Genomic DNA, 21,595 nt, shown 5'->3' on the forward strand with positions numbered 1-21,595 from the left:
TAAGGTTGTCTGATAACCTTATATGATCGGATTGAAAATAGTATTTTTTCACAAACCGGCAAAAGCAAGGGCGAAAGAGCCCTGTCCGGAAACTTAGGGCGGATTGGACGGAGAGGGTGGAATGACGATCGTAAGCGAAACCGATATCGAGGAATTGCGGTTCTCGTTGAAGAACAGGCTCGGCGAGGCTTTGCTGCTGACATCGCAGGAAGACATGCTGCGCTATTGCCGCGACTGGCACGGCGATGTCACCAGCTCGGCCGTGGCCGTCATCCGCCCCCGGTCGACCAAGGAAGTCTCCGACACCGTTCGCGCCTGCGCGGAACTTGGCCTTGCCATCATCCCCCAAGGCGGCAACACCGGTCTGGTGCTCGGTGGCATTCCCGATGCCCCCAAACATCAGGTCGTATTGAGCCTCGAGCGCATGAACGCCATCCGCACCATCGATAGCGACGATTTTTCCGCCGTCGTGGAAGCCGGCTGCATTCTCTCGGAATTCAAGGATGCGGTTCAGGACAAAGGCATGTTTTTCCCGCTGTCGCTCGGCGCGCAGGGCAGCTGCCGCATCGGCGGCAACGTCTCCACCAATGCCGGCGGCATCAATGTCCTGCGCTACGGTATGACCCGCGAACTGGTGCTGGGTCTCGAAGTCGTATTGCCGGACGGCACCATCTGGAATGGCCTGTCGACGCTGCGCAAGGACAATCGCGGCATCGATCTGAAGCAGCTCTTCATCGGCGCCGAAGGAACGCTCGGCATCATCACCGCCGTTGCCGTCAAGCTTTACCCCAATCCCGAACATGTCGAGACGGCGCTGCTCGGCCTCAATTCGCTTGATGACGCCATCAAGCTTTACCGCCGCGCCCGTCGCGAATGCTGCGACCTGATGTCCGCCTTCGAATTCATGCCGCCTGTCGCCTTCACGCTGGCTATCGAAGCTATACCCGACCTGAAAATGCCGATTGCCGGCGACTATCCGGCCTATGTGCTGATGGAAATTTCAGGCTCCGGTCTGGTGGACACGGCCGACCTTATGGGACGCTTCCTAGAGGGCGTGATGGAAGACGGGCTGGTGCTGGACGGCGTCATCGCTTCTTCACGGGCACAAGCGCAATCGCTCTGGCTGTTCCGCGAAGGCATGAACGAGGGTCAGGCGTTGCGCGGCGCGCATATGCGTACCGACATTTCCGTACCTTTGTCGAAACTCGCCGCTTTCGTGGCCGAAGCCGAGGCGGAACTGGCGGAAAAACTGCCGGAATGCCTCGCGGTTTCCTATGGCCATGTTGGGGACGGCAACGTCCACCTCAACGTGCTGCCGCCGAACGGTTCGACGCCGGAAGAGCGCGACACCTTCATTTACAAGTCCAAGACACTCGTTAACGAGGTCCTTGACCGTTACGTCGGCAGCATCAGCGCCGAGCACGGCATCGGCCGCCTGAAACGCTCCGATTTCGAAAGCCGGCTATCCGACGTACAGCGCCGGATGATCACCGGCCTGAAAAACACCTTCGACCCTGATTTGCGGATGAATCCCGGTTGCCAGATAACCCTGCAACCGGATAGCTAATCGAGGAACGGCAAAGGCGGCTGAAAACGCCGCCTTTGAAAACCCCGCTGACGGCGAAGGAGGAAGTCGCCTGCCGCGGGAAAACGAACCAATCGTTTCTGTGGAACGGGAGCAACCATGACGCTGGAGTTCAATCAGATACATCGCAACGACCATCTGCCCGGCCGTATCGCCGCGGAGATTGCGCGCGAAATCAATGATTCGAAGCTCGGACCGGGTGACAGGCTGCCGACCGAACATGTTCTGGCAAAAACCTTCGGGGTCAGCCGTTCGGTCATCCGCGAAGCGATTGCACAATTGCGCAACGAAGGCTTTGTCGAAACCCGGCAGGGTGTGGGCGCATTCGTCACCGATCCCCGGCAAAGACTGTCCATCCGCATCGAGCGGTCGCGGCTGAACGATCCGGAAAATTTCCGCGATCTTTTCCAGCTTCGCATGCCGCTGGAAATAGAGGCGGCGGGGCTGGCTGCACTGCACCGCAGCCCGCAGCAGCTGACGCGGCTGGCGGCAGCTTTGGAAAAGATGAAAACCGCCGATGACTGGTCGACGGAAGGCGTTGCCGCCGATCTCGACTTCCACCGCATTCTGGCGGAAGCGACTGAGAACGAATATTTCCTGATGTTCCTCGGCTTCATCGCGGAACGCATCAGCTCCGCCATCAACATTGCTTTTTCGCGTGCGGTTTTTGGTGAAATTCTCGAGGTGACGATCGCCGAACATGTGGCAATCTACGAAGCCGTCGAGAAGGCCGATGCCACTGCCGCCAAGAACGCCATGCGCAAGCACCTGATCGGCGCAGCCAGCCGGGTCAATCTCGAACTGGATATCTTCTGAGCAGCAAATGAGCACGCCGGTAAAGCTATAGGACAGGTTTACGGCTTTCCGGGAATTGAGACGCGAAAGACGATAATTTTGTCGGCGAGGCCGCTAGACTCGTAACAAAAGTCATACTAAGAAGAATGGGATTAAGTTGTCAGACATCCAGACAATAAGACCGCAGGAGGCGGCCTGTCGGGTGCTGAAGGGGAGGACTACATGACCGGTACAAGGTCCATCGACGCTATCGCAATTTTGCCTGAAGATTTCGAAAACGCGCTGCTCGTCGGCCGCGTCTGGTCGAAAAGCGAAGGCGGCCCCTGCCCCGTCCTGCTGAAGGGCGGCGTGCTTTATGACCTCACTTCGATTTCCCCAACCATGTCCGAACTTCTGGAGAAGACCGACCTAGTAGAGCAGCTCGCCGACACCGGCACTTTCGTCGCACTCGGCGCACTGGAAGCTTTTCTGGACGGTTCCGCCGGCGAACTCCTTGCCCCCAACGACATTCAGGCCGTGAAGGCCGCCGGCGTCACCTTCGCCGACAGCATGCTGGAACGCGTGATCGAGGAGCAGGCAAAGGGCGATCCGCTGCGTGCGCAGGAAATTCGCGGACGGCTGGCGCCGGTTCTCGGCGACAATCTCAAGGGACTTGAGGCCGGCTCCGAAAAAGCTGCCGAAGTGAAAAAACTGCTGCAGGAAATGGGCCTCTGGTCGCAATATCTGGAAGTGGGCATCGGCCCGGATGCGGAGATATTCTCCAAGGCGCAGGCCATGGCTTCCGTCGGCTGCGGCGCGCTGATCGGCGTTCACCCGAAATCGCAGTGGAACAACCCGGAGCCGGAAGTGGTGCTGGCCATCGCTTCCGACGGCCGCATTGTTGGCGCAACGCTCGGCAACGACGTCAATCTGCGCGATTTCGAAGGTCGTTCCGCCCTGCTGCTCAGCAAGGCGAAGGACAACAATGCGTCCTGCGCGATCGGTCCCTTTATCCGCCTGTTTGACGGCAACTTCACCATTGAAGATGTGAAGAAGTCGCAGATATCGCTTCTGGTCGAGGGCGAAGACGGTTTCACCATGACGGGCGTCAGCCCCATGGAAGCGATCAGCCGCACGCCGGAGAACCTCGCTTCGCAGCTCTTGAACCGTAACCATCAGTATCCTGACGGCGCCGTCTTTTTCCTTGGCACGATGTTCGCGCCGGTGAAGGATCGCCATGGCCCAGGCCTCGGTTTCACCCATTCAAAGGGTGACCGTGTCGAAATCTCCACGCCCAAGCTCGGTAAGCTGATCAACTGGGTCACCACGACCGACGAATGCCCGGAATGGACATTCGGCACCGCGGCCCTGATGCGCAACCTGGCGAAACGAGGGCTGCTCTAGATATTTCTTCGGGAGGGGAAAATGCAAAAGACCATCAATCTGTTTTACCGGATTCTCGAAATCATTCTCGTCCTGCTGCTCGCCGGCATGTCGATCATGGTCTTCGTCAACGTCGTCATGCGTTATACGATGAACTCCGGCATCAACGTCTCGGAAGAACTGTCGCGTTATTTCTTCGTGTGGCTGACCTTCATCGGCGCCGTGTTGACCTTCCGTGAGAACAGCCACATGGGCATCGAAACGCTCGTGATGTTCCTGTCCCGTCGCGCCCGCATCGTCTGCATGATCGTGTCGAACATCATCATTCTGGCCTGTTCCGCCATCTTCTTCTGGGGCACCTGGAAGCAGTCCGGCATCAATGCCAGCATGCATGCGCCCGTCACCAAGCTTTCGATGATCTGGGTCTATGGCGTTGGCATGTTCACCGGAGGCCTGATGTTCATCATCGCACTGGAGCGCCTGTACCGTTACTTGACGGGCGGCGTGACAGAAGACGAAATCGCCCAGTTCGCGGGCGAGAATCTGACGATCGAACAGCTTTCGGAGCGCTGATACCATGACACTTCTCGTTTTTGTCGGCTCTCTGCTGGGAGCCATGGCGATTGGCGTTCCCGTCGCGTTCTCGCTGATGTTCTGCGGCGTCGTGCTCATGTGGTACATGGGCATGTTCAACACCGCCATCATCGCCCAGAACATGATTTCGGGCGCGGACACCTTCACGCTGCTCGCCATCCCCTTCTTCATTCTGGCTGGCGAACTGATGAATTCCGGCGGTCTGTCTCGCCGCATCATCGACTTTGCAATCGCACTCGTCGGTCATATCCGTGGCGGTCTCGGCATCGTGGCCATCGTTGCAGCCATCATCATGGCCAGCATTTCCGGTTCGGCCGCAGCCGATACCGCAGCCCTTGCCGCAATCCTCATCCCGATGATGGCGAAGGCCGGTTACAATATTCCGCGCTCCGGCGGTCTCATCGCCGCAGGCGGCATCATCGCGCCGGTCATCCCGCCATCCATGGCCTTCATCGTTTTCGGTGTTGCCGCCAACGTCTCGATCACCCAGCTTTTCCTTGCGGGTATCGTTCCCGGCATTCTGATGGGTGCATCGCTCATTATCGCCTGGTTGATCGTGGTCCGTAAGGATAACGTCAAGCCGCTGCCGAAGACCTCCGCCAAGGAACGTCTGACCGCCACTGCTCGCGCCGGCTGGGCGCTCGGCATGCCTGTCATCATTCTCGGCGGCATCAAGGCCGGCATCATGACGCCGACGGAAGCTGCCGTCGTTGCGGCTGTTTACGCGCTTTTCGTCGGCATGGTGATCTACCGCGAACTGAAACCGGCCGATCTGTTCCACGTGCTTCTGCGCGCCGCCAAGAGCACTTCCATCATCATGTTCCTGGTTTGCGCGGCGCTCGTCTCCGCATGGCTCATCACGGCAGCGAACATTCCGAACGAAGTCGCAGGCTATATCGAGCCGCTGATCGACCGCCCGATGCTTCTGATGGCCGCGATGATGGTGCTGGTCTTCATTGTCGGAACCGCACTCGACCTGACGCCGACCATCCTGATCCTGACGCCTGTTCTGATGCCTATCGTCAAACAGGCGGGCATCGACCCGGTCTACTTCGGCGTTCTCTTCATCATCAACAACGCCATCGGCCTGATTACCCCTCCGGTTGGCGTGGTGCTGAACGTCGTCAGCGGCGTCGGCCGCATCCCGCTCGGCAAGGTCACGGTCGGCGTCTGGCCGTTCCTCGTTGCTGAAACCATCGTACTGGCGCTGCTGGTGATTTTCCCGGACATCGTCCTCGTACCGCTGCAGTATCTTCGTTAATTCAACCTGCTTCTCGCAAACAATCCAAGGGAGGATATTATGAGAAAGCTTCTTCTGACCACCACGGCCATCGCTTTCGCAGTTGGCGCCGCCGCTCCGGCAATGGCCGAGTTCAACAGCCGCAATATCCGCGTTTCGAACGGCATCAACCAGGATCATCCGGTCGGCGACGGCATCAAGGCCATGCAGGCCTGCCTCGACGACAAGTCCGGCGGCAAGCTGAAGCTGACGGCATTCTGGGGCGGCGCTCTCGGCGGTGACCTTCAGGCGACGCAGGCTCTGCGCTCCGGCGTTCAGGAAGCGGTCGTGACGTCCTCGTCGCCGCTCGTCGGTCTCATCCCGTCGCTCGGCGTCTTCGACCTGCCATTCCTCTTCGCCAACGCCAAGGAAGCCGATGCCGTCATGGACGGCGCCTTCGGCGACATGATGAACAAGAAGCTGGAAGAACAGGGCCTCGTAAACCTGGCCTACTGGGAAAACGGCTTCCGCAACCTGTCGAACTCCAAGCATGCCGTGAACAAGTGGGAAGACTTCTCGGGCCTCAAGGTCCGCGTGATGCAGAACAACATCTTCCTCGACACCTTCCAGAACCTCGGCGCCAATGCAACGCCGATGGCCTTCGGCGAAGTCTTCTCGGCGCTGGAAACCAACGCGATCGACGCGCAGGAAAACCCCTATGTGACGATCGACACCTCCAAGTTCTACGAGGTGCAGAAGTACATCACCGAGACGAACCACGCCTACACGCCGTTCCTCTTCCTCTTCTCCAAGCCGATCTTCGACAGCTACACGCCCGAAGAACAGGCCGCCCTGCGTGAATGCGCAGTCGTCGGCCGCGACGAAGAGCGCAAGGTCATCCGCGACCTGAACCAGAAGTCGCTGGAGAAGATCAAGGCTGCCGGCCTCGAAGTGAACACGCTGTCTGCAGAAGAGCAGACCCGTATCCGCGAAAAGTCGATGGTCGTCTACGAAAAGCACAAGGCTGAAATCGGCGCAGACGTCGTCGACGCCGTTCTGGCGGACCTGAAGAAGATCCGCGGCCAGTAATCCTTACCGGATACAATTGAAAACACCCGGAGGTTCCGCCTCCGGGTGTTTTTGTTTGTGAAAATCGCAGATGGAAAAAGGCTGCCGAAGCAGCCTTCCCAGAAGATCAGGACGCGGTGCGGTTCTGCCGGTTGGCGATGAGGTCTTCGACCACCGCCGGATCGGCGAGCGTCGACGTATCCCCCAGCGCACCAAAGTCGTCCTCGGCGATCTTGCGCAGGATGCGCCGCATGATCTTGCCGGATCGGGTCTTGGGCAGACCCGGCGCGAACTGGATCTTGTCAGGTGTCGCAACCGGTCCGATCTCGTTGCGCACGTGCTTTACCAGCTCCTCGCGCAGCGCATAGTCGCCATTCTGGCCCGCCATCAGCGTGACATAACAATAAATGCCCTGGCCCTTGATGGCATGCGGGTAGCCCACCACAGCCGCTTCCGAAACGAGGTGATGCGACACCAGCGCCGACTCCACCTCGGCCGTGCCGAGGCGGTGGCCGGAAACGTTCAGCACGTCATCGACGCGGCCGGTGATCCAGTAATAGCCGTCCTCGTCACGCCGGCAACCGTCGCCGGTGAAGTACTTGCCCTTGTAGGTCGAGAAATACGTATCGATGAAGCGCTGATGATCGCCATAGACGGAGCGCGACTGGCCCGGCCAGCTATCGATGATGCAAAGATTGCCGTCAGCGGGTCCTTCCAGCACATTGCCCTCGGCATCGACAAGCTGCGGCTGCACGCCGAAGAACGGCCGTGTGGCCGAACCGGGTTTCAGATCGGTCGCGCCCGGCAGCGGCGAAATGAGAATGCCTCCGGTTTCCGTCTGCCACCAGGTGTCGACGATCGGGCTCTTATCCTCGCCGACCACATGGTAATACCACTCCCAGGCTTCCGGATTGATCGGTTCGCCGACCGTGCCGAGAAGCCGCAGACTCTCGCGCGAGGAGCGCTGGACGAACTGGTCGCCGGCCCCCATCAGCGATCTGAGCGCCGTCGGCGCGGTGTAGAAAATATTGACCTTGTGCTTGTCGATGACTTCCCAGAAGCGGCCCTGATCCGGGAAATTGGGAACACCTTCGAACATCAGCGTCGTCGCGCAGTTCGCAAGCGGCCCGTAGACGATATAGGAATGGCCCGTGACCCAGCCGACATCGGCCGTACACCAGAAAACCTCACCATCCTTGTAGTCGAAGACATATTCATGCGTCATCGACGTATAGACGAGGTAGCCGCCCGTCGTGTGCAACACGCCCTTCGGCTTGCCGGTGGAGCCGGACGTATAGAGGATGAATAGCGGGTCTTCCGCACGCATCTTCACCGGCGGGCAATCCGGCTTCACGGTGGCGATTTCCTGATGGTACCAGATATCGCGGCCTGGCGCCCAGCCGGTCTTGCCGCCGGTGCGGCGCACTACCAGAACCTTGTTGACGATGACATATTGTTTGGCGGCGATATCGATCGCCTTGTCGGTATTTTCCTTGAGCGGGATCGGCTTGCCGCCGCGCACGCCCTCATCGCAGGTGATCACGAAGGTAGACTGGCAATCGACGATGCGGCCCGCCAGCGCTTCCGGCGAGAACCCGCCGAACACGACGGAATGGATGGCGCCGATGCGGGCGCAGGCGAGCATCGCGTAAGCCGCCTCGGGTATCATCGGCATATAGATGGTGACGCGGTCACCCTTCTTGACGCCGTGCTTCTTCAGCACATTCGCCAGACGGCAGACATAGTCATAGAGCTGGTTATAGGTGATCTTCTTGTCGATATAGGGATTGTCGCCTTCCCAGATGATCGCCGTGCGCTCTCCATGCGTCTTCAGATGCCGGTCGATACAGTTATAGGAAACGTTCGTCAGGCCGTCCTCGAACCACTTGATCGGCACCCTGCCCTTGAAAGACGTGTTCTTGACCTTGGTATAGGGCTTGAACCAGTCGATCCGCCGGCCGTGCTTGTCCCAGAACTTTTCCGGATCCTCGACGCTCTCCTGATACCATTTCTGGTAACGCTCATTGTCGATGAGCGTGCGGGCCTTCGCCGATTTGAGAACCGGGTAGATTTTGGCAGACATGAACTCCTCCTGGAACCGATATGGCTTTTAACGTGGCCCGAGACTCCCACCTCAGGCATGTGTTGAATTCATAGCAGTTCAAATTCGCACGGCAATTAGACAAAGGTCATTTGTTTCGCAAAGAATTGCAATTCTGATGCAATGCAGCTATAGAGCCCCCATATCCCGGAAATTAGTGGTTGATACCCACGGCCCGCGACACCGGCGCGGACGGACAGAAGGACTGTATCTATGGCTCAACAATTGCTCATGCCAAAGGCTACGGCTGTATGGCTGGTTGACAACACCGCGCTGTCGTTCGATCAGATCGCCACGTTCTGCAAACTGCATCCGCTCGAAGTCAAAGCGATTGCCGACGGTGAAGCCGCACAGGGCATCAAGGGTCTCGATCCGATTGCAACCGGACAGCTCTCCCGCGACGAAATCGCCCGCGCCGAAGCCAATCCCAACCACAAGCTCAAGCTTTCCGAACCGAAGGTCCGCGTGCCGGAATCCAAGCGCCGCGGCCCGCGCTACACCCCGGTTTCCAAGCGTCAGGATCGTCCGAACGCCATTCTCTGGCTCGTTCGCAACCACCCGGAACTAAAGGATGCGCAGATTTCGCGTCTCGTCGGCACCACGAAGTCGACGATCGAGCAGATTCGCGACCGTACCCACTGGAACTCGGCCAACCTGACGCCGATGGACCCGGTGACGCTCGGCCTCTGCAGCCAGATCGATCTCGACCTTGAAGTCGAACGCGCCTCGCGCGGCCGTCCGCTTCCGACCGCGGAAGAACTCGACAATACGCTGCAGCCGGCAACGGCGACGGAAGGTCTGGACTACAGCTTCCAGCGCGAGGAAGACGAGCAGATCGACGCCGATGCGGTCTTCAAGAAGCTCAGCTCGCTGAAGTCTACGCAGAAGGACGAAGACGAGGACGATCACTACTGATCGAACGTCTTTTAGAGTTTGAAAACCCGGCCTCAGCGCCGGGTTTTTTATTTGCAGCCTTATCGCGTACCGAAGATCGCCGAGCCTACACGGACACTCGTCGCGCCGAATTCCACGGCGGTTTCGAAATCGCCCGACATGCCCATGGAAAGCTTCTCAAGCCCACATTGTTTGGCAAGCTTCGCCAGAAGCGCAAAATGCGGACCCGGATTTTCATCCGCCGGCGGAATGCACATCAGTCCTTCGATCTGCAATTTCAGCTCATCCCGACAAAAGCCGACGAAAGCCACGGTCTCACGCGGATCGATGCCCGCCTTTTGCGGCTCAAGCCCGGTATTGACCTGCACATAAAAACGAAGGCTGCGACCCTGTTTACCGCATTCCTCGGCAAGTGCGCGGGCGATCTTTTCGCGGTCGACGCTCTGCACCACATCAAACAGCGCCACGGCATCCGCCGCCTTGTTGGACTGTAGCGGGCCAATCAGATGCAACTCGATATCAGGCGTCTTCTCTTTAAGGCCTGGCCACTTGCCCTGCGCCTCCTGCACGCGGTTCTCGCCGAACACGCGCTGGCCCGCATCGATGACCGGCTGAATCGCCTCCGCCTCGAAGGTCTTCGAGACCGCGACGAGGGCAACATCCGCCGCCTTGCGTCCGGATTTTTCCGCAACATCGGCAATGCGCTGCCTGACATCCTCAAGACGTGCTTCGATTTCCATCACAAGACCTTCATTTGAACCATTCGCAACGCTAACTAGACGCCGATTGCCTTGATGCCAAGCGGGTTTAGCACCATTTGAGGCACGCTGGCCAAGATTGAACGCCCGAATGCCCCGCCAAACTTGACGCCCCGGTCGTTTCATGGTGAAGGTCAGCGCAAATTTTTCCCCTCGATACCCGGAATTCTAAACAATGGCCATCGAACGTTACAATCCTCGCGACGCCGAGCCGCGCTGGCAGCAGAAATGGAACGAAGACAAGGTTTTCGTCACCGACAACAGCGATCCGCGCGAGAAATATTACGTTCTGGAGATGTTTCCCTATCCGTCGGGACGCATTCACATGGGCCATGTCCGCAACTATGCCATGGGCGACGTGGTCGCCCGCTACAAGCGCGCCCGCGGTTTCAACGTCCTGCACCCAATGGGCTGGGACGCCTTCGGCATGCCTGCCGAAAACGCCGCCATGCAGAACAAGGTTCACCCGAAGGACTGGACCTACCAGAACATCGCCACCATGCGCGGCCAGCTGAAATCCATGGGTCTGTCGCTGGACTGGACCCGCGAATTCGCGACCTGCGACGTGGAATATTACCACCGCCAGCAGGCGCTTTTCGTCGATTTCATGGAAAAGGGTCTGGTCTATCGCAAGCAGTCCAAGGTCAACTGGGACCCGGTCGACCATACGGTTCTCGCCAACGAGCAGGTGATCGACGGTCGCGGCTGGCGCTCCGGCGCGCTGGTCGAACACGCGAGTTGACGCAATGGTTCTTCCGCATCACCGATTTCAGCCAGGACCTGCTGGACGAGCTGGATACGCTCGACCAATGGCCGGAAAAAGTGCGCCTGATGCAGAAGAACTGGATCGGCCGCTCCGAAGGCCTGTCACTGCGCTGGCAGACGGTCGCCGACACGGCGCCGGAAGGTTTCTCCGACATCACCGTCTATACGACACGCCCGGACACCCTGTTCGGCGCATCCTTCCTGGCAATCGCCGCCGACCACCCGCTGGCGAGAGAACTGTCCGCGAACAACCCGGCGATTGCCGAGTTCTGCGACGAATGCCGCCGCCATGGCACCTCGCTCGCAGCGCTCGAAACGGCTGAAAAGAAGGGTATCGATACCCGCGTCAAGGTCGTGCACCCGCTGGACCCGAGCTGGGAGTTGCCGGTCTATGTCGCCAATTTCGTGCTGATGGACTATGGCACCGGCGCGATCTTCGGCTGCCCGTCGGGTGACCAGCGCGATCTGGATTTCGCCCGCAAATACGGCCTGCCGGTTGTGGCCGTCGTCGCACCCGAAGGCCCCGATGCTGCAAACTTCACCATCGATGATACCGCCTTCACCGATGACGGCGTGATGATCAATTCCGGCTTCCTGAACGGTATGAAGACGGCTGACGCCTTTGAGGCGATGGCGCAGAAGCTTTCTACGCAGACGCTGGGCAACGCGCCGCAGGCCGAGCGCAAGGTCAATTTCCGTTTGCGCGACTGGGGCATTTCCCGCCAGCGTTATTGGGGTTGCCCGATCCCGGTCATCCATTGCGAAGTCTGCGGCGTCGTACCGGTCCCGAAAAAGGACCTGCCGGTCAAGCTGCCCGACGACGTGACGTTCGATGTGCCCGGCAACCCGCTGGACCGGCACCCCACTTGGCGTCATGTCTCCTGCCCGCAATGCGGCCATGACGCGCGCCGCGAAACCGATACGATGGATACTTTCGTCGATTCCAGCTGGTATTACACGCGCTTCACCGCGCCGTGGGAAGACGCACCGACCGATCCGAAGGTCGCCAACCACTGGCTGCCGGTCGATCAGTATATCGGCGGCATCGAGCACGCGATCCTGCATCTGCTCTATTCGCGCTTCTTCACCCGTGCGATGCGCGAGACAGGCCATGTCGGCGTCAAGGAACCCTTCAAGGGCCTGTTCACGCAGGGCATGGTGGTGCACGAGACCTATAGCCGCGGCGAAGGCACCGCACGCGAATGGGTGCCGCCGGCCGAACTGAGGATCGAGGAAAACGACGGCACGCGCCGCGCCTTCCTGCTCTCTTCCGGCGAAGAGGTGAAAATCGGCTCCATCGAGAAGATGTCGAAGTCGAAGAAGAACGTGGTCGACCCCGACGATATCATCGCATCCTACGGCGCCGATACCGCACGCTTCTTCGTGCTGTCGGACTCTCCGCCCGATCGTGACGTCATCTGGTCCGAAGCCGGGGTGGAAGGCGCAAACCGATTCGTCCAGCGCGTCTGGCGCATCATCGGCGAAGCGGCGGAAGAGCTGAGAACCGTCCAGCCGAAGCCTGCGACCGAAGGCGAAGGGCTGGCGGCCTCCAAGGCCGCCCACAAGACGCTGAAGGCTGTTCAGGAAGATCTGGACAAGCTCGCCTTCAACAAGGCCATCGCCCGCATCTACGAACTGGTCAATGCGCTGGCCGGCCCGCTCGCCGATGTTGCTTCTGGCGGCAAACCTGAGGACGTCAAGGCGGCCGCGCGCGACGCCGTCGAAATCCTCATCCGCATCATTGCCCCCATGACGCCGCATCTGGCGGAAGAATGCTGGTCCGCACTGGGCAATACGGGCCTCGTGGCCCAGACGCCGTGGCCGGCCTTCGTCGCTTCGCTGGTCGAGGAAAACGATGTGGTCATGCCCGTGCAGGTCAACGGCAAGAAGCGTGGCGAATTGACAATCGCGCGCGATGCGGATCAAGATGCGGTCCGAACGGCCGCCCTTGCGCTGGATGCCGTCAAATCCATTCTTGCCGGTGGCGAGCCCAAGAAAGTCATCGTGGTTCCGCAGAGGATTGTGAACATTGTTGTCTGACGTTTTTTCAAGATGGGGCCGCGTCGCGGCAGCAATTTCCGTCGTGACGATGGCTGGTCTTCTGGCAGGCTGCCAGGTGCGCCCGCTCTATGGCGAGGCTTCCGGAACCAAGGAAAGACTGGCGGCCGTCAGCGTCTCCGACGTCGGTGGCAGAGTCGGGCAGGAAGTCCGCAACCAACTGATCTTTCTGATGGCCGGCGGCGCAGGCCAACCGGCCACGGCGCAATATAACGTCAAGATTTCCGTAAGCTCGAGCGCCACGTCAACGGAAGTGCAGAATTACGACCTGACGACCCGCGCAAACAACAATTACGATGGCCCCTACCCTGGTCGTGTCGTAATGAGCGGTCAATATGTGCTGACACGCGTTTCCGACGGTCAAATCCTGCGCTCCGCACGGCGTAGTGTGACGGCGCAGGTGGACCTGCCGCAGCAGGAATTCGCCAAGATCCGGGCAATCCGCGACGCCGAGAACCGTGCGGCCCGGGAACTGGCTGAAATCATCCGCACCGATATCGCCGCCACGCTCGGCCGCTGAGAGCGGCGACCGTGACGGAGATAAAGTCCCATGAATTTGAGCGCTTCGCCGAAAATCCGGCGGAGCGCTTTCGCGTTTTCGTGCTTTACGGCCCGGATCGCGGTCTCGTGTCGGAACGCGCAGGCGTCATCGCCAAAAAGACCGGTATCGATCCCGATGACGCTTTCGCATCGCTGAAACTGACCGCATCCGATCTGCAGGGCGACCCCGGCCGTCTGCTCGACGAGGTGAATGCCATCGGCCTTTTCGGCGGCGAAAAACTCGTCTGGGTCAAAGGTGCTGCGGCGGAAAAGGCGCTGGTGGATGCGCTGCAGATTCTTGCCGAGACACCGCCGGAAGCGAGCTTCCTCATCATCGAAGCAGGCGACATCAAGAAGGGTACGGGACTGCGCAAGATCGCAGAACCGGCGCGCTCCATCGCTGCGATTCCCTGTTATGCCGACGATGCGCGCTCATTGAACGCATTGATCGATCAGGAACTCTCCGCCGATAATCTGCGCATTGCGCCAGCCGCAAGACAGAGGCTAATCGAATCCCTGGGTGGTGACCGTATCGCCTCGCGCAACGAAATCCGCAAGCTGGCGCTCTATTGCCGCGGAGCCGAGGTGGTCGAGGAAGACGATGTGCTGGCGATCATCGGTGACGCCAGCACAGTTTCCGCAGACGATGCCGTCGACGCCATTCTGAAAGGCGACAGAAATGCCTTTTTCCATGCGACGCAGAAGATCGTCTCTTCGAAGACCCCGATCTTCCTTGTGCTTCAGGGGTGCCTCAAGCAATTCCAGTTGCTCGACCAGATGCGGGCCGAAATGGATGAGAAAAAACTGCAGGCCGGTCAGGTCATGCAGACACTTGGACGCCACATCCATTTCCGCAGAAAACCCATCATCGAAAGAGCACTGCGAACCTGGCAGCCAGCGGCGATCGCCCGCGAGATGAACCGCCTGCAGGCCGCTATCCTGCAAAGCCGTCAGCGGCAAAGCCTGGAGGAAAGCGTGGCCCTTCTGACATTGCTGTCGACCACGCTGCAATCCGGCCGCGGCGGATGAGGCCCAGCAAAAAGCCCTCGCGCTGCTGCTGCGAGGGCTTTTTAAATCATGGTTTCGCGGTCAGGCCGTAAAAACTCAGTCGCCCTGTCCGGGCTCGGCGGAGAAATAAAGCTCGAGCTTGCCTTCGACACCGTCCATTTCCTTGGCTTCCGGCATCGGGTCGCGCTTGATCGTGATATTAGGCCAGATTGCCGCATATTCGGCATTGAGCTTCAGCCATTTATCGAGACCCTGCTCCGTATCGGGCTTGATGGCTTCGGCGGGACATTCCGGTTCGCAGACACCGCAATCGATACATTCATCGGGATTGATCGCGAGGAAATTTTCACCCTCGTAAAAGCAGTCGACGGGGCAGACCTCAACGCAATCGGTATATTTGCAGCGGATGCAATTGTCGGTCACGACATATGTCATGATGAACTCCAGAATATGCAGGCCGGGTCTGTGGGCTTCGGAACACAAGCCGTCGCCCGGAATTCAGACAGGGCAATTTCGCAAGTGACGTAATGCCTTTGCTTACAGATAGCAAGGATAAACAATTCTGAAAAAGGGGTGCGACCCGGAGGTTTATTCTAATCTTTGCTTCCGTCGCTGTCAGACAGAAACCTGTCGAGCGCCCTGCGCTCTTTTTTGGTGGGACGCCCGCTGCCCGGCTGGCGCAACGCCTGCTCGAGAGGTGTCAGCCTGTCGGAAGGTTCCCGTGGCGGCGTCTCGTCGTCATAGAGAAGTCTGGCTTCCTCATAGGGTCCACGCCGTGTTCCGCCGGACTTGACGACAAGCACCTTGTCCATCCGCTCGAAGCCGATCTCCAGCCTGTCGCCCGCCTTCACCACATGGCTGGACTGGCGAATGGCAATGCCGTTGACCTTGACGTGGCCAGACTGAATGTAGCTCTGGGCAAGCGAACGGGATTTGGCCATACGGGCAAAGAACAGCCACTTGTCCAGACGCTGACGCGTGCTTTCCAGTGGCTGTTCGCTGCTTCCCATCGGCCTACTTCTTCAGCTGCTCCTTGAGGGCAGCGAGCTTTGCGAAGGGCGAATCCGGATCGAGCGGCTTTTCCTTGCGCGGCGGCTTGGCTTCGAAGCGCTGCTGACCCTGTGACTTTCCGCCACGGTCATTGCGTTCCGGCCGGTCCTTGCGCTCCCCGCGATCGTGACGATCGTTGTTGCGGTTGTTGCCACGGTCCGGACGGCCGCCATCGCGCTTGCGCTCGCCGTCACCACTGCGATTGGCACTTGCACCGTCACGATTGTCGCGACGGCCTTCGCCACGACGCTCGCCCTGTTCGCGCGCTCCTTCACCACGGCCCTGACCGCGATTGCCGGGACGACGGTTTTCGCCACGCTGATTTTCGTTGCGACCACCCGGACGCCACAGAAGAACGGGCTTGGGCTCGGCGGCCTCAGCGCTTTCCGGCGCAGCCTCGGCTGCGACAGCCTCTTCGCCTTCAGCCTCCGCAACCGGCGCCTCGAAAGCTTCGCCTTCGACAGCAGCCACCGTCTCGGACACCTGTTCTTCGGAAGCCGGCTCGTGTTCCTCGGTCTCGACGCTTTCCTCTTCAGCCGTCGCCGCTTCCGCGGCAGCCGGAGCAGAGGCACCGGCGTGGCTGGCGAGGAAGGCCTGCGCCTCTTCCGCCGTCACCTGATCGGCGCGGTAACCGAGGCCCTTCAGAATTTCTTCCATGTCGTCAAGCGTCGCGCCGAGAATGGAAAGCATGGCGGTCGTGGTTGTGAAACGGCGACCGTCATAGGCGCCTTCCGGACGCGGCTGCTGACCGGGTTTCCACTGCAGCAGCGGGCGGATGAGATCGGCCAGGCGCTCTAGAATGTCGATACGCACGGCGCGCTTTCCGAGGAAACGGAAACCGGCGAGCTTGTAGAACATGCGCTCGAAGCTGGCATCCGTGACGACCGAGGTACGGCCGGCGGCCAGCACCGGAATGAGATCGCCGTAACCCGGCTTGCCGAGACCGTCATTCTTCAAAGCCCAGAGCAGCGTCACAAGCTCCGCCGGGGCGGGCTTGAGAAGCGCAGGCAGGAAAACGTGATAGGCGCCGAAACGCACGCCGTAGCGCCGCATGGAGGCGCGCGCGTCCTGATCCAGAGACTTCACGTCTTCGGCAACGTCGCGGCGGAACAGTACGCCAAGATTTTCCACGAGCTGGAACGCCAGACCCTTCGCCAGACCCTGAAGGTCTTCGGCGCGGGAAATATCGTCCAACGGCTTCAGCACGGTCGCAATCTGATGATTGACGAAACGCTCGACGCGCGCCAGCGCGTGATCACGGGCATTGCCGTTCAGCTGCTCGTCGGCAAGCAGGATCACCCGCGGCTTCATGATGTTGTCGCCGGCCGAAAGGCGAGCAACCGGTTCGCCCAACCAGCGAACCAGACCATCGGAGCTCAAAGCGAGATCGCCATTTCCACTGGCATGCAGACGCGCGGCACGCGCCTCGAATTCGAGCGCGAGCGCCTTCTGCGCCGCAGCCTGCACGGCCTTCTGATCCGGCCCTTCCATTCCCGGCACCGGCGTGAACCGGAACCCGGCCAACTGGCCGACGTGATGACCTTCTACGAAGACATCACCATTTACACTGATTTCAGCTTCAAGCATCGCATTCTCTCTCAGGCGCCTCATGAGCACAGATGTCCTGCGATCAACAAAGCGTTTCGTCAACCTTTCATGTAGCGCATCGGACAATCGATCCTCGATTTCCCGAGTCTTTTCTTGCCAGTGTGTCGGATCGGCAAGCCATCCTGGGCGGTTCGATACATAAGTCCATGTTCTGATCTGCGCAATCCTCGCAGACAAGGTATCGATCTCTCCATCCGTGCGGTCGGCGCGACGCACCTGCTCGGCCATGAAATCCTCGTTCACCGCCCCGCGTTTGACGAGGTCGAAATAGAGCGTGGAGATCAGATCCGCATGCTGGGCAGGAGCAATGCGGCGATAGTCGGGAAGCGCACACGCCTCCCATAGTTTTTCCACCCGCGAATCGGTCGTCGTCACATCGATGATCTCGGGATAACGCGACAGATATTCCAGCGCCTGCTGGTCGATTGCCGGCAGGGCGCGCGAAAGTCCCTGGATCGCCGGCGCGGCATCGAGGCTCAGGCGCAGATTGGCGATGGAGGAAAAATCGAAATTTTTCGTTCGCCACTGCAGAACCTTCACCGCATCGAACTGATGGGTTTCGATCCGCTCCACCAGCTCGTCATCGAACGGATCGACACGCCCTGTCACGCCGAATGTGCCATCGCGAAGATGGCGGCCGGCGCGGCCGGCGATCTGGCCGATCTCACCGGGATTGAGATTGCGGAACTGATAGCCGTCGAATTTGCGGTCCTGCGCGAAGGCGACATGGTCGACATCGAGGTTGAGACCCATGCCGATGGCGTCAGTCGCGACAAGATATTCGACATCGCCGGACTGGTAGAGCCCCACCTGCGCATTGCGTGTGCGCGGCGAAAGCGCGCCCAGCACCACGGCAGCACCACCGCGCTGACGGCGCACCAGCTCGGCGATGGCATAGACCTCATCGGCGGAAAAGGCGACGATCGCCGTGCGTTGCGGCAGGCGGGTTATCTTCTTCTGACCCGCATAAAAGAGCTGCGACAGGCGCGGGCGTTCCACAACGGTAATTCCCGGCAGCAGTTTTTCGAGGATAGGGCGCATCGTGCCGGCGCCAAGCAGCAGCGTTTCCTCCCGCCCGCGCAGATGCAGCACCCGGTCGGTGAAGATGTGCCCGCGTTCGAGATCGCCCGCCAGCTGCACCTCGTCTATCGCGACGAAGGCGGCCGTCGTCTCGCGCGGCATGGCTTCCACCGTGCAGACGGAATATTTGGCTTTGGGAGGAGCGATTTTTTCTTCGCCGGTAATCAGCGCCACATTCGGCGCGCCCACCTTTTCAACGAGGCGGGTATAGACCTCCCGCGCCAGAAGACGCAGCGGCAGGCCAATGACACCGCTGCCATGCGCGACCATCCGCTCGATCGCGTAATGGGTCTTGCCGGTATTGGTGGGGCCGAGAACGGCCGTGACACCGCGGCCGCTCAGGATCATGGGGCGAAAATTCAACGTACTATCCGCGAATCGACTTCATCTGCTTGCCGTGCCGCCCGGCATCACCGATACGGGCCGCACGCACCACACATGGCAATGCCCGCTGACAAAGGCAATAGGCCTCACCCGCAAAGTGGCGCAGGGCGACCAGTCGACGGAATTTTCCTTTCAGATTCAGCTAGTTGAACAAACAAAAAGAATCCGGCGAAAATGAAATCGATTCGGCTGCGGAACAGTCTGCGAACGAATCGAATACGAATCGCTGACTCGATGGGATTCAGCTTTTGTTCTCCGCAATATCTGGTTGGCGAGGGCGCAGACCATACCAGATTATGAATCCGGATAAGTCCTTGGCCGGATTCGACTTTACGGTAAAGCCGCCGGGCAGAAAATCCCGGAATCGGCTGTCAAGCGGCAATCCCGGAAAAGCCGATCAGAAACATACATGAGGGGTCGGATCAGAGCGCCTCGCCGGCAAGCAGACGCGGCGCATTCGCATCCGTCGTGCCGGCGGCCTGACCGATGAAATAGGATTTGAGACCCGGCAAACGATCCACCACGCCGAGACCGAAATCACGCATGATACGGATGGGGCCAATATCGTTGGAGAAAAGCCGGTTCAGCACATCCGTCGTCACGCCCATCCGCAACGTGTCGAAGCGCCGCCAGGACTGGTAACGCTCCAGAACGTTGAGTGAGCCGATATCGAGGCCGAGACGGTCGGCCTCGACCACGGTTTCGGCGAGAGCCGCCACGTCCTTGAAGCCAAGATTGAGGCCCTGCCCGGAAATCGGGTGAATGCCATGGGCCGCATCACCCGCAAGCGCGAAACGCGGAGCAACGAAAGAGCGCGCCAGCGTCAGACCCAATGGGAAGGCGCGGCGGGGACCGACCGGACGAAGAGGACCGAGCTTGTGACCGAACCGGCGCTCCAGTTCTTCCTCGAACACCAGATCGTCGGAAGCTACCAGCCTGTCGGCATCGGCCGTGCGTTCGGTCCAGACGAGCGAAGAGCGATTTCCCTTCAGCGGCAGGATGGCGAAGGGACCGGATGGCAGGAAATGCTCTTCGGCGCAGCCCTCATGCGGCCGCGCATGCTCAACGGTCGTCACAATACCGGACTGATCGTAAGCCCAGTGCACGGTCTTGATACCGGCCATGTCCCTGAGCGCGGAGCGAACGCCGTCACAGGCAATCAGCAATCGCGCTTCGAGCGTCGACCCATCGGAGAGGCGAATGGCCGTCGACTGCGGACCCGCGGTAAAATCGGAAACACTGAGACCGTGACGGATTTTTATGCCAAGACGCTCGCACAGGCCTCGCAATGCGCCCACCAGAGCGACGTTCGGAACCATATGGGCAAACGGCCTGCCTTCTTCCACGGCGCCGTCGAAAGTCAGGAACACGGGACGCACCGGATCGGCGGTCTTCGAATCGGTGACGATCATCTTGTGTATCGGCTGCGCTTCCGGCTCGATTTCGTTCCATATGCCGAAAACATCGAGCATCCGGGTGGCTGCCGCAATAATGGCGGAAGCGCGAACGTCCTTCGCCCAGACATCCTCGGGAGAAGCCTCAACCACCTGCACATCAAGATGCCGGGCCGCCTGCTTGATTGCGACAGCAACGGAAAGACCGACATATCCGCCGCCTGCCACCACTACGTCCAGCATCGCGCTTCTCCTCGAATCTTGTGCACGCATCATCGGCGCACTATAGACCATGTGACGTCTTCCTACAGCCGGAGCAGGCCGAAAAAATGTCGCATCCCTCGCAAACCTCAGACCCGATGGTCAATCTCATCGCCACACTCGATCTTGAGAAGCTGGAAGAGAACCTGTTCCGGGGCGAAAGCCCGCAGATCGGCTGGCAGCGGGTTTTCGGCGGCCAGGTCATCGCGCAGGCCCTGATCGCCGCGCAGAGGACCGTGGATAACGACCGTTTCGTGCATTCGCTGCATGCCTATTTCATGCGCCCCGGCGATCCGCTGGTGCCTATCGTCTACCAGGTGGAGCGCATCCGCGACGGCGCGAGCTTCTGCACACGCCGGGTGGTCGCCATCCAGCATGGCAAGGCCATTTTTTCCATGTCGGCCTCGTTTCAGATTTTCGAGGATGGTTTCGACCATCAGATCAAAATGCCTGACGTGACGCCGCCTGAAAAACTGATGAGCGAGGAGCAGATGCAGGCAGCCTTTCTTGCAAAGGCGCCCGCTTCTATCCGCAAATACTGGAGCAACAAGCGACCGATAGAGATACGGCCGGTATCGCTGACCCACTACATCTCCAAGGAAAAACTCGAACCGCAGCAGGATATCTGGGTCCGCGCCGTCGGCGATGTGCCCGATGATCCGCGTCTGCAATCGGCCATTCTCGCCTATCTCTCAGATATGACCCTGCTCGACACCTCGCTCTACGCCCATGGCACGACCATCTTCGATCCGTCCATTCAGGTGGCGAGCCTCGATCACGCCATGTGGTTCCACCGCCCCTGCCGGCTGGACGACTGGCTGCTCTACACACAGGACAGCCCCAGCGCTTCCGGCGCACGCGGTTTGACCCGTGGCAATATTTTCACCAGACAGGGTGAACTGGTCGCCTCCGTGGCGCAGGAGGGTTTGATCCGCAAAAGGGCAAATGATTAAATAATGTGCTTTTTCTGAAAATCGCACATTTAATAGACGCAAATTTTGGCGACAAATGCCCCTTTTTCAGACGCACTTCATATAAGTTTTATATTTCAATACGTTAGATACACACTCA

The 21,595-nt window shown here is 59.7% G+C and carries 16 protein-coding genes and 1 pseudogene; 11 read left to right on the forward strand and 6 right to left on the reverse strand.

Translation table 11 applies throughout. The features are described from left to right. The first annotated feature begins 121 nt into the window (after positions 1-121). The 6 genes from L904_RS21215 (at position 122) to L904_RS21240 (ending at position 6,644) form a co-directional block, all read left to right on the forward strand. Positions 122-1,567 (forward strand): FAD-binding oxidoreductase, encoded by a 1,446-nt coding sequence (locus tag L904_RS21215; RefSeq protein WP_035265216.1) that lies wholly within the window; start codon positions 122-124, stop codon positions 1,565-1,567. Between the two features lie 117 nt (positions 1,568-1,684). After that, positions 1,685-2,401, forward strand: a complete 717-nt coding sequence (locus tag L904_RS21220) for a FadR/GntR family transcriptional regulator (protein WP_003520305.1) — start codon at positions 1,685-1,687, stop codon at positions 2,399-2,401. 201 nt (positions 2,402-2,602) lie between these two features. After that, positions 2,603-3,763 carry a fumarylacetoacetate hydrolase family protein gene (locus L904_RS21225; protein ID WP_035265219.1) on the forward strand — a complete coding sequence of 387 codons (1,161 nt, stop codon included), beginning with the start codon at positions 2,603-2,605 and terminating at the stop codon, positions 3,761-3,763. A 21-nt stretch (positions 3,764-3,784) separates the two neighbouring features. Next, positions 3,785-4,315: a TRAP transporter small permease gene (locus L904_RS21230; protein ID WP_003520303.1), complete on the forward strand. Its 531-nt coding sequence runs from the start codon at positions 3,785-3,787 to the stop codon at positions 4,313-4,315. A 4-nt stretch (positions 4,316-4,319) separates the two neighbouring features. Continuing rightward, positions 4,320-5,597 (forward strand): TRAP transporter large permease, encoded by a 1,278-nt coding sequence (locus L904_RS21235; RefSeq protein ID WP_035265222.1) that lies wholly within the window; start codon positions 4,320-4,322, stop codon positions 5,595-5,597. 39 nt (positions 5,598-5,636) lie between these two features. After that, positions 5,637-6,644 (forward strand): TRAP transporter substrate-binding protein, encoded by a 1,008-nt coding sequence (locus tag L904_RS21240; protein WP_035265226.1) that lies wholly within the window; start codon positions 5,637-5,639, stop codon positions 6,642-6,644. 106 nt (positions 6,645-6,750) lie between these two features. Here the strand turns inward: L904_RS21240 and acs are convergent, their stop codons facing one another. Further along, positions 6,751-8,706 (reverse strand): acetate--CoA ligase, encoded by a 1,956-nt coding sequence (acs, locus tag L904_RS21245; RefSeq protein ID WP_035265228.1) that lies wholly within the window; start codon positions 8,704-8,706, stop codon positions 6,751-6,753. A gap of 231 nt (positions 8,707-8,937) precedes the next feature. On the opposite strand from acs, the gene L904_RS21250 reads away from it, so the two are divergent. Then, positions 8,938-9,639: a DUF1013 domain-containing protein gene (locus tag L904_RS21250; protein ID WP_003520299.1), complete on the forward strand. Its 702-nt coding sequence runs from the start codon at positions 8,938-8,940 to the stop codon at positions 9,637-9,639. A 59-nt stretch (positions 9,640-9,698) separates the two neighbouring features. Here L904_RS21250 and L904_RS21255 read toward each other — a convergent pair whose 3' ends face one another. After that, complete coding sequence (locus L904_RS21255) at positions 9,699-10,358, reverse strand: YggS family pyridoxal phosphate-dependent enzyme (RefSeq protein ID WP_035265231.1); 660 nt, start codon at positions 10,356-10,358, stop codon at positions 9,699-9,701. Positions 10,359-10,551: 193 nt separating this feature from the next. On the opposite strand from L904_RS21255, the pseudogene leuS reads away from it, so the two are divergent. The 3 genes and pseudogenes from leuS (at position 10,552) to holA (ending at position 14,768) form a co-directional block, all read left to right on the forward strand. After that, positions 10,552-13,181: pseudogene (leuS, locus tag L904_RS21260) on the forward strand (leucine--tRNA ligase). Continuing rightward, positions 13,174-13,719, forward strand: coding sequence for an LPS assembly lipoprotein LptE (gene lptE, locus L904_RS21265; protein ID WP_049832314.1), 546 nt, complete (start codon positions 13,174-13,176; stop codon positions 13,717-13,719). The pseudogene leuS and the gene lptE overlap by 8 nt, the downstream one beginning before the upstream one ends. A gap of 11 nt (positions 13,720-13,730) precedes the next feature. Further along, complete coding sequence (holA, locus tag L904_RS21270; protein ID WP_020811001.1) at positions 13,731-14,768, forward strand: DNA polymerase III subunit delta; 1,038 nt, start codon at positions 13,731-13,733, stop codon at positions 14,766-14,768. 75 nt (positions 14,769-14,843) lie between these two features. Here the strand turns inward: holA and fdxA are convergent, their stop codons facing one another. The 4 genes from fdxA to L904_RS21290 all read right to left on the reverse strand — a co-directional run bounded on the left by fdxA (position 14,844) and on the right by L904_RS21290 (position 20,617). Beyond that, positions 14,844-15,182, reverse strand: a complete 339-nt coding sequence (gene fdxA / locus L904_RS21275) for a ferredoxin FdxA (protein ID WP_031234034.1) — start codon at positions 15,180-15,182, stop codon at positions 14,844-14,846. 158 nt (positions 15,183-15,340) lie between these two features. Further along, on the reverse strand, positions 15,341-15,757 hold the full coding sequence (locus L904_RS21280) for an RNA-binding S4 domain-containing protein (RefSeq protein ID WP_020810999.1): 417 nt from the start codon (positions 15,755-15,757) through the stop codon (positions 15,341-15,343). 4 nt (positions 15,758-15,761) lie between these two features. Continuing rightward, positions 15,762-18,833 carry a helicase-related protein gene (locus tag L904_RS21285; RefSeq protein WP_035265237.1) on the reverse strand — a complete coding sequence of 1,024 codons (3,072 nt, stop codon included), beginning with the start codon at positions 18,831-18,833 and terminating at the stop codon, positions 15,762-15,764. A gap of 458 nt (positions 18,834-19,291) precedes the next feature. Then, complete coding sequence (locus L904_RS21290) at positions 19,292-20,617, reverse strand: ubiquinone biosynthesis hydroxylase (RefSeq protein WP_371259439.1); 1,326 nt, start codon at positions 20,615-20,617, stop codon at positions 19,292-19,294. Between L904_RS21290 and tesB the strand changes: the two genes are divergently transcribed. Further along, positions 20,593-21,477: an acyl-CoA thioesterase II gene (gene tesB, locus L904_RS21295; protein ID WP_031234171.1), complete on the forward strand. Its 885-nt coding sequence runs from the start codon at positions 20,593-20,595 to the stop codon at positions 21,475-21,477. The two genes, L904_RS21290 and tesB, sit on opposite strands and share 25 nt — an antisense overlap. Positions 21,478-21,595: the final 118 nt, after the last annotated feature.

Origin of the sequence: Agrobacterium sp. LY4 (assembly GCF_001526585.1) — a bacterium.
Taxonomy (GTDB): Bacteria; Pseudomonadota; Alphaproteobacteria; order Rhizobiales; family Rhizobiaceae; genus Agrobacterium; species Agrobacterium leguminum.

Coding starts and splice junctions, on each gene's coding strand:
- L904_RS21220 (WP_003520305.1), top strand. CDS start 1,685: ATGACGCTGGAGTTCAATCAGATACATCGCAACGACCATCTGCCCGGC.
- fdxA (WP_031234034.1), bottom strand. CDS start 15,182: ATGACATATGTCGTGACCGACAATTGCATCCGCTGCAAATATACCGAT.
- L904_RS21255 (WP_035265231.1), bottom strand. CDS start 10,358: ATGGAAATCGAAGCACGTCTTGAGGATGTCAGGCAGCGCATTGCCGAT.
- L904_RS21225 (WP_035265219.1), top strand. CDS start 2,603: ATGACCGGTACAAGGTCCATCGACGCTATCGCAATTTTGCCTGAAGAT.
- L904_RS21250 (WP_003520299.1), top strand. CDS start 8,938: ATGGCTCAACAATTGCTCATGCCAAAGGCTACGGCTGTATGGCTGGTT.
- L904_RS21285 (WP_035265237.1), bottom strand. CDS start 18,833: ATGATCCTGAGCGGCCGCGGTGTCACGGCCGTTCTCGGCCCCACCAAT.
- L904_RS21280 (WP_020810999.1), bottom strand. CDS start 15,757: ATGGGAAGCAGCGAACAGCCACTGGAAAGCACGCGTCAGCGTCTGGAC.
- L904_RS21215 (WP_035265216.1), top strand. CDS start 122: ATGACGATCGTAAGCGAAACCGATATCGAGGAATTGCGGTTCTCGTTG.
- L904_RS21235 (WP_035265222.1), top strand. CDS start 4,320: ATGACACTTCTCGTTTTTGTCGGCTCTCTGCTGGGAGCCATGGCGATT.
- L904_RS21230 (WP_003520303.1), top strand. CDS start 3,785: ATGCAAAAGACCATCAATCTGTTTTACCGGATTCTCGAAATCATTCTC.
- tesB (WP_031234171.1), top strand. CDS start 20,593: ATGTCGCATCCCTCGCAAACCTCAGACCCGATGGTCAATCTCATCGCC.
- acs (WP_035265228.1), bottom strand. CDS start 8,706: ATGTCTGCCAAAATCTACCCGGTTCTCAAATCGGCGAAGGCCCGCACG.
- L904_RS21240 (WP_035265226.1), top strand. CDS start 5,637: ATGAGAAAGCTTCTTCTGACCACCACGGCCATCGCTTTCGCAGTTGGC.